Source organism: Acinetobacter sp. YH12023 (assembly GCF_013420135.1).
GTDB lineage: Bacteria > Pseudomonadota > Gammaproteobacteria > Pseudomonadales > Moraxellaceae > Acinetobacter > Acinetobacter amyesii.
The window spans coordinates 174,479-182,515 of sequence record NZ_VOYU01000008.1 but is presented as its reverse complement, the minus strand read 5'-3'; the positions used below and the strand labels follow the sequence as shown (position 1 = coordinate 182,515).

Sequence of the window (8,037 nt, the reverse complement as noted above, 5' to 3'; positions counted from 1 at the left end):
ACCTCTTAGCGCTGATGGTAGTGTGGGGTTACCCATGTGAGAGTAAGTCATCGCCAGCTCATTATTCTAAACACCCCCTGACTCGTGCAGGGGGTGTTTTTTTATGTGCGGAGAAAAGGGAAAGAAGTAGTGAGAAAAAAAGAAAGAATTCATTATTCATTTCATGTGATTTATAAATTAAAGACTGAAAGGCGTATACTATCCGTGTCATTGATGGAAAGCTCATGTCTGATTTAGCCTCAAATTCTCCTTATATTGAATATGGCACACGGCCATTTCTTGCCATTTTATTTTCTTTATTTTTAGCAGGCTTCGCAATTTTTTCATCGTTGTATTGTGTACAACCAATGATGCCCATTTTTGCGGATTTCTTTCATGTCAGTCCGACACATAGCAGTTTCCCTTTATCTTTTTCTACTATTGCTTTAGCGATAGGTTTACTTTTCACCGGTTTGATTTCAGATCGATTCGGCCGCAAGCCTGTGATGGTCACTGCTTTATTTTTGGCGGCGTCACTTTCAATTATCAGTTCCATATTTCCGCTTTGGGAAATATTTTTATTGAATCGCGTGCTGATCGGATTAAGTGTGAGTGGGGTTGCTGCAGTTGCAATGACTTATATAGGTGAAGAAATTGCGCAAAAAGATATAGGCTTTGCAATGGGCCTGTATATTTCAGGTACCGCAATAGGCGGAATGGGTGGTCGTCTCATTGCAGGGGTATTGATTGACTATATTAGTTGGCAAAATGCCATGATGATTATCGGTATCATTAATCTCTGTATAGCCACAGCGTTCTTTTTATTACTTCCGGCATCTCAACATTTTCAAGCTTATCCCATTCGTTTCAACCGATTTTATGAATCTTTCGTTAAAAATTTAGCAGATCCAAAGCTGAGAATTTTATTCCTTCAAGGCTTTATCCTCATGGGATGTTTTGTCTCTATATTTAACTATATGAGCTACCACCTATTAGAAGAACCTTATCAACTTTCTCAAACATGGATTGGACTAATCTCCATAGCATATTTGGCAGGAATATATAGTTCACCTCGGGCTGCAAGTTGGGGGAAACGCTTTGGCCGGGCAAAAGTTTTACCTTCGATGCTGATCATGATGTTGTTGGGGCTGTTGATCATGCTCATTCCGGCATTTTGGTCAGTCATTTGGGGGCTGATTGTATTCACTTTTGCTTTTTTTGCAGCGCATTCCACGGCAAGTAGTTGGGTATCAGTTCAATCCCTGCAATACCGTGCCGTAGGTTCATCTTTATATTTATTTTGCTATTACTTAGGTTCTAGTATTTTGGGTAGCAGTAGTGGTTTGGTTTGGGAAATTTCTGGTTGGATTGGGTTGACGAGCTTTATTGCTGTTATCTTGATGATTGGTTTATTTTTAGCAATACAATTGAATAAATTAAGATAGAAATATGTGAATAAGCTATTATTAAATATTCGTTTTACATCTATTTTTAATATAAATAACGCTATAAAAATGGCTAAGTTTACTATTTTTATGATTATACAACTTTGGTCTAATATGCCTTTTAAAAGGTGCCTCATAATAATGAAATGCATCACAATATTATAAATAAATTATTTTTGGTTATCATTTTTAAAAGTTTGAAAAATAATAAATATATGATAAATGTGAATTATTTGTTTTTTTTGAATATTTTTGCATTTGTTTTTAGATAGAATTATATATAGATCAATATTGGTATTAAAATTAAGGCGATTATGAAAAATATAACTATTTTAATGATGGCTTTGGTTTTTATCTTAATCTCAGCTTGTACAAGTACCACGAATTTAGGGACTGCAGGCGCAGAGCGAAAACAGTTTTTTATCGTTCCTCAAAAGTTATTAACTAAACAGGCGGATAGATCGTATCAACAATTTATTCATCAAGCGAAAGACAAACAACTTTTGATCATTGATCCGAAATTGGATCAGGTTTTAAATAAACTCAAGCAAAATGCGGAGTTTTACCGTCATGGTTCGAGTCAATGGGATTGGCAAGTCAGTGGGAATCTCAATAAAGATTTAAATGCACATGGTTTTCCAAGTGGGAAAATTGTCATTAACACGGGTTTGTATTGGAGTTTAAAGCTGACTGAAGATGAATTGGCATTTGTGATGGCGCATGAAATGGCACATGCATTGCGTGATCATCATCGTGAGAAGATTTCCTTGCTGTTTGCAAGTCAGGTGGCGATGATTTCTTCAACTGCGGGTATCGGTGCGCTTGCTACTGCGGCCAGTAGTGTGACTGGGCAAGCTGTTTTTTTGCCTAAAGTTTCAAAATTTGAACTAGAAGCAGATGTCCTTGCACTTGATCTGATGTCGAAAGCTGGCTTTGATCCAAATGCAGCATTGAGTTTTTGGCAGAAATATCAGCAGGAAACGACACGCCGTCAAATGCTTGATGTAAAACCATTAATGACTCAAGACAGCATAGATAAGCGTAAGATTTATATTGAAAAATATTTACCTGAAATGCACATTCAATTTCAACAGGCGCAGGCTTTAATGTTGAATAAAAATGCGATAACTCATGGCACATTCTAGGTTGATTTAAACTAAAGCAAAGTTACAAATGATTTATTTAAATCTTGTTTTATAGTCGTGCTACAGCACGATTACATCTGATGTCTATATAAAACAATTCAATGATTCTGTAGCTGTTGTATAAATTATAATCAAGCATGATGAATGGAATTCATGGTAAAATGATCGGCTTTCATCTTCTTTGATCTTTTTTCAGATCATTCCATCTGCCAGCCGAGAATTGCTAGCCATGTCTACTGCTTATACTATGCAGACTGCGCCAAAAGCGTTGTTTGATTACGACAAATATTGGGCGTCTTGTTTTGACCCTGCGCCATTTTTGCCGATGTCACGCGAAGAAATGGATCAACTCGGTTGGGACAGCTGCGACTTTATTTTGGTTTGCGGTGATGCGTATATCGATCATCCGTCATTCTGTTCAGGCATCATCGGTCGAACCCTTGAAGCGCAGGGTTTCCGTGTCGGGATTATTGCTCAGCCAGACTGGACCAATGTAGAAGCGTTCCGTGTATTGGGTAAACCGAATATTGCTTGGGGCGTAACAGCCGGCAATATGGATTCGATGATTAACCGCTATACGGCAGACCGTAAAATCCGTTCGGATGATGCGTATTCTCCAGATAATCAACCGAATAAACGTCCAGACCGTGCAGCAACGGTATATTGCCAGCGTGTGCGTGAAGCATATCCAGATGTGCCTGTATTATTGGGCGGTATTGAAGCCTCGCTGCGCCGTATTGCGCATTATGATTATTGGTCAGATAAAGTCCGCCGTTCAGTATTGATGGACTCGAAAGCCGACCTATTGATGTATGGTAATGGTGAACGTTCAATCACGGAAATCATGCATCGTTTGGCCCGCGGTGAAAAAATCCAAGAGATTACGGATGTCCGCGGTACCGCATTTATTGTGAATAAAAATAACCGGGCTTCAAAAGCGAAGTTTGTTGAAATTGCTTCGAATGATGTCGATGCAATTGGCCGTGTCGATCCGATCATTAACCCTTATGTAATGACCGAAGACCTTGAAGGCTGTGAAATCGAAAAAGGCAAAGACAGCGTTACGCAATATCAAGGCTTCCAAAAAGAAGCGGTAGCAAATCCGATTGTCCGTGAAGGCGATAACTTAGACGCCGATACGCAAATCGTGCAGCTGCAGCCTGCATCAAAAGCCATTAAGCATAAATTGCCGCCGCGTGAATTGGCGGTGATTCGTTTACCTGCCTATGAAGATGTGGCGAATGATCCTGTGCTGTATGCACATGCCAACCGTATTTTGCATTTGGAAACCAATCCAGGCAATGCGCGCGCGATGGTGCAAAAGCATGGTGAACGTGATGTTTGGCTGAATGCGCCGCCGATTCCATTGACTACAGAAGAAATGGATTATGTGTTTGACTTGCCATATGCACGTCTGCCGCATCCAGCTTATGGTGAAGCGCGTTTTCCTGCCTTTGACATGATTAAGTTCTCTGTGAACATTATGCGCGGCTGTTTTGGCGGCTGTACCTTCTGCTCAATTACAGAGCATGAAGGGCGTATCATCCAAAACCGTTCTGAAGAATCGATTTTGCGTGAAGTTGAAAAAATTCGTGATACCGCACCGGGCTTTACTGGGATCATTTCTGACTTAGGCGGCCCAACGGCCAATATGTACCGTTTGGCATGTAAAGATCCTGAGATTGAAAAGAACTGCCGTAAGCCGTCGTGTGTATTCCCGGGTGTATGTCAAAACTTGCACACCGATCATGCACCTTTAACGCAGTTATACCGTAAAGCACGTTCATTGCCGGGGATTAAAAAGATTCTGATCGGTTCCGGTTTACGCTATGACCTTGCGGTGTTAAACCCAGAATATGTCAAAGAATTGGTGACACATCACGTCGGCGGTTACTTGAAGATTGCGCCTGAACATACCGAAAAAGGTCCATTATCGAAGATGATGAAACCGGGGATCGGGACCTATGACCGTTTCAAACAAATGTTTGATCGTTTCAGTAAGGAAGCAGGGAAAGAGCAGTATCTCATTCCTTACTTTATTGCAGCGCATCCGGGTACGACGGACTATGACATGATGAACTTGGCGATTTGGCTGAAGAAGAATGGTTTCCGTGCCGATCAGGTGCAAACCTTCTATCCATCACCAATGGCGACTGCAACAACCATGTATTACACCGGTAAAAACCCGCTGGCTAAAGTGGCGCGTTATACCGAAAATGTCGATATCGTGAAAGGTGAAAAACGCCGCCGTTTACATAAAGCCTTCTTGCGCTACCATGATCCAAACAACTGGCCATTGCTGCGTGAAGCGCTCAAAGAAATGGGCCGTCAGGATCTGATTGGCAACTCAAAACAGCATTTGATTCCGACGTATCAACCGGCTGGTAGTGCTGAGGGCCAATACCAATCTGCACGTAAAAAGAACTCAAGCATTGCGGGTGATTCACAAAAACGTACAGGCGAACAAGGTAATCGGACGAAGGCTGCTCAATCGCGTCCTTCAAATACCAAGAAGCGTCCTGAGCGCGGTCAAATCTTGACGCAGCATACTGGTCTGCCGCCGCGTGAAACGGGTGATGCGAAAAAACCTTTTGGCGGTCCGAAACCCAAAGGAAAATCGAAGCCTAAATCACGCGCTTAAAATGATTAAATAAAAAAAGACACTTCGGTGTCTTTTTTTATGGGTGTTATGCTCGGCAGCATAAGACAGTTTGCATTTTTATATGCTGTTACAAGCTCAATGCCATATGTGTGTCGGTTATCTCAATGAAATACGAGCAAAATTTGACAGCTTATCGGAATTGTCTGACAGTGAGAGGAAATGCACTTGCTGTCGTTTTAGCGAATGATCTAAAGTATTTGTATATAGCAATGGATGCTATTACTCTGAACGAAGTGGCATGTGATGTTTAACGCTTTAAGTTTGCAACTTTTTGTCAGTTTAAATACGTATTGTGTGAAAGTTAGAGTTATTTTTTTTAATAGGAAATTAAAAAAATAATACTGGTTGTATACTTCGTCTTCATAAGAAGTATGTCAAAAACCAAAAATATAAGAAATATAAAGGATTATGAGATGACTATATACATAGTAATAGGGAGTATTTTACTCTTCTGTGTGCTCATAATGGCTTGGAAAAGTTTAGAAGGTGATTCTAAGCAACAAGATAGCGCATTGAAACAACGTGCTATTTTCAACATTAATGAGCAATTAACCTACACGCGTTTAAAAGAAATTTTGCCTAAGCATACGATCCTCGCGCATGTGTCTTTTGATGCACTGTTGACCACGAAATATTATCGTACGCGGAACAAGTATCGAAATATGGTGGCGGACTTTGTCGTCTTAGATGAACAGCATCAGATCTTGGCGATCGTCGCTTTAGATGATCCGATGGTGCTAAAACGGATGCAGCAGTCGCAATATCAAGATGCTTTGCTCGCTTTGGCAGGCTATCGGGTCATTCGTTATGATGATGTGCCTGAGTACGTTCAATTACGCGAAGATTTCTTAAATGAGCAGCGTGTACAAGCGCCATTTGTACCGGTTAATGATCTGAAAAAATATCATTTATATTCAGATTTGGAACGTAAAAAGATCAAAATTATTGGATCTTAGGGATTCAAAGAGCAAAGTCTTTTGCAAAAAAAAAGCATGTCTTTAGACATGCTTTTTTTATTGTTATTCAGGCTTAACGGCTACGACAGTTAATTCTACCCGTACACGTGGGTCGTATAATTTTGCTTCAACACAAGTTCTGGGTAATGCTTCAATGTCTGACACCCACGCATCCCATACTTCATTAAATGCGGCATAATCCTGTTCAATATCTTTAAGATAAATGGTCACTGACATAATCTGGCTTTTATCTGTGCCGGCATCTGCAAGGAATTGATCAATGATCTCAAATGTTTGCTGTGTTTGTCCTTTGATGTCTAAATCAAGATCTGTTGCCAATTGACCTGCCAAATGGATCAATTGACCAGAAATAGCGATTTCGGAAAAGCGTTTTGAAACATGCAGGCGTTGGATGGTCATGCGGAATATCCTGAAAGCAAAAAGGTCTCTTAATCTTGAGTTTTAGGCATTGTAGCTGCAACTAAGGCCGTCAATAAACAGCCGACAGCAAGGTAGATTGCCACATAATGCCATGAACCATCACCCCAAATCACCAAAGCTGCTGCAATCATTGGGGTAAAGCCACCACCGATAATACTGGCCACTTGATAGCCGACACCTGCGCCACTGTAGCGATAGGCGGTACCAAACAAGGATGTAAAAATCGGCTGGTGTACACTCACCACCATATCATGGGCAATATTGGCAAGGAAAATTGCACCGACAATAATTAGCCAAGTATTTTGTGCATCAAGGGCCATGAAGAAGGGAAAAGCTGAAAGCGCACCAATCAATCCACCCAGCACGCACATTTTACGATGATCAAATCGATCTGCTAGCCACGCAAAGAGCGGAATGCTGAAGCAGCTAATTGCACCAACCATTAAGGTGATATTGAGGAAGAACTGTTTGTCCATGCCCAATTGAGCGGTGGAATAATTCAGTGCAAAGTTCGTCACCAAATACATGGTGAGTAACTCGGTCAGGCGCAGCGAAATAATGTAGAAAAAGGCTTTGGGGTGTTGGCTAATCGCTTGCAGAATCGGTAATTTTTGTGGCGTTTGCTTAGCTTTGACCACATTGTCGACGAATTCTTGAGATTCGTCTTGATCACGTCGGATCCACATTGCGATAGCCAGCAAGACAATACTGGCAATAAAGGGAATTCGCCACGCCCAATCAGCAAAAGCATCTTCACCCAAAGTGGCAATAATCAACGACACAGCGCCTGTTGCCAGAACGAGTCCGACGCCATAGCCAATTTGTACACCACTACTGTAAAAGGCTTTTTTGCCTTTCGGGGCATTTTCCACGGCCATCAGGGCAGCGCCGCCCCATTCTCCACCGACCGCAAAACCTTGTATTGCCCGAAGTGTCACGAGCAGGATCGGGGCCCACCAACCGATGGCCGCAAAATTGGGTAATAAACCAATGCCGACCGTCGAAATCCCCATCAGGATGACGGTGAGCACCAACATTTTCTTACGACCCAGCTTGTCACCAAAATGTCCAAACACAATGCCGCCTAAGGGGCGGAACAAGAAGCCAACGCCAAAGGTCGCCAAGGCTGCCAAGGTTCCCATATTGTTGCCAATACTGGGGAAAAACTGATCTTTGAAAATGAGTGCGGCAACAATGCCATAAAGTAAAAAATCGTACCAATCGACTACGGCACCAATGAAGCTACTTAATGCGGCTTTACGCGCACGTTGTTCTTGATTTTGTGAAATATTTTGAATATTTGGAGCAGTTTTTGCAGAAGGCATACAGCGGGGTATTCCATGATTGACAACAGAGTTGCCCTGTAATATTCGGATTTGATCGTCACGCCAATCACAGGACAGCATGCT

The 8,037-nt window shown here is 41.6% G+C and carries 6 protein-coding genes; 4 read left to right on the top strand and 2 right to left on the bottom strand.

The annotated features are described in order from the left end of the window. The first annotated feature begins 224 nt into the window (after positions 1 to 224). The 4 genes from FTT92_RS10680 to FTT92_RS10665 all read left to right on the top strand — a co-directional run bounded on the left by FTT92_RS10680 (position 225) and on the right by FTT92_RS10665 (position 6,187). Positions 225 to 1,424, top strand: a complete 1,200-nt coding sequence (locus tag FTT92_RS10680) for an MFS transporter (protein WP_180172094.1) — start codon at positions 225 to 227, stop codon at positions 1,422 to 1,424. Between the two features lie 314 nt (positions 1,425 to 1,738). Beyond that, positions 1,739 to 2,569 carry a M48 family metallopeptidase gene (locus FTT92_RS10675; protein ID WP_180172093.1) on the top strand — a complete coding sequence of 277 codons (831 nt, stop codon included), beginning with the start codon at positions 1,739 to 1,741 and terminating at the stop codon, positions 2,567 to 2,569. Positions 2,570 to 2,798: 229 nt separating this feature from the next. Further along, the gene (locus tag FTT92_RS10670; protein WP_078189552.1) at positions 2,799 to 5,210 is read left to right on the top strand and encodes a YgiQ family radical SAM protein; all 2,412 of its coding nucleotides are present in this window, start codon (positions 2,799 to 2,801) and stop codon (positions 5,208 to 5,210) included. 434 nt (positions 5,211 to 5,644) lie between these two features. Continuing rightward, on the top strand, positions 5,645 to 6,187 hold the full coding sequence (locus tag FTT92_RS10665; RefSeq protein ID WP_078189487.1) for a DUF2726 domain-containing protein: 543 nt from the start codon (positions 5,645 to 5,647) through the stop codon (positions 6,185 to 6,187). A 63-nt stretch (positions 6,188 to 6,250) separates the two neighbouring features. Here FTT92_RS10665 and FTT92_RS10660 read toward each other — a convergent pair whose 3' ends face one another. Continuing rightward, positions 6,251 to 6,607, bottom strand: coding sequence for a RidA family protein (locus FTT92_RS10660; protein ID WP_180088829.1), 357 nt, complete (start codon positions 6,605 to 6,607; stop codon positions 6,251 to 6,253). A gap of 29 nt (positions 6,608 to 6,636) precedes the next feature. Next, positions 6,637 to 7,953, bottom strand: a complete 1,317-nt coding sequence (shiA, locus tag FTT92_RS10655) for a shikimate transporter (RefSeq protein WP_180172099.1) — start codon at positions 7,951 to 7,953, stop codon at positions 6,637 to 6,639. Positions 7,954 to 8,037: the final 84 nt, after the last annotated feature.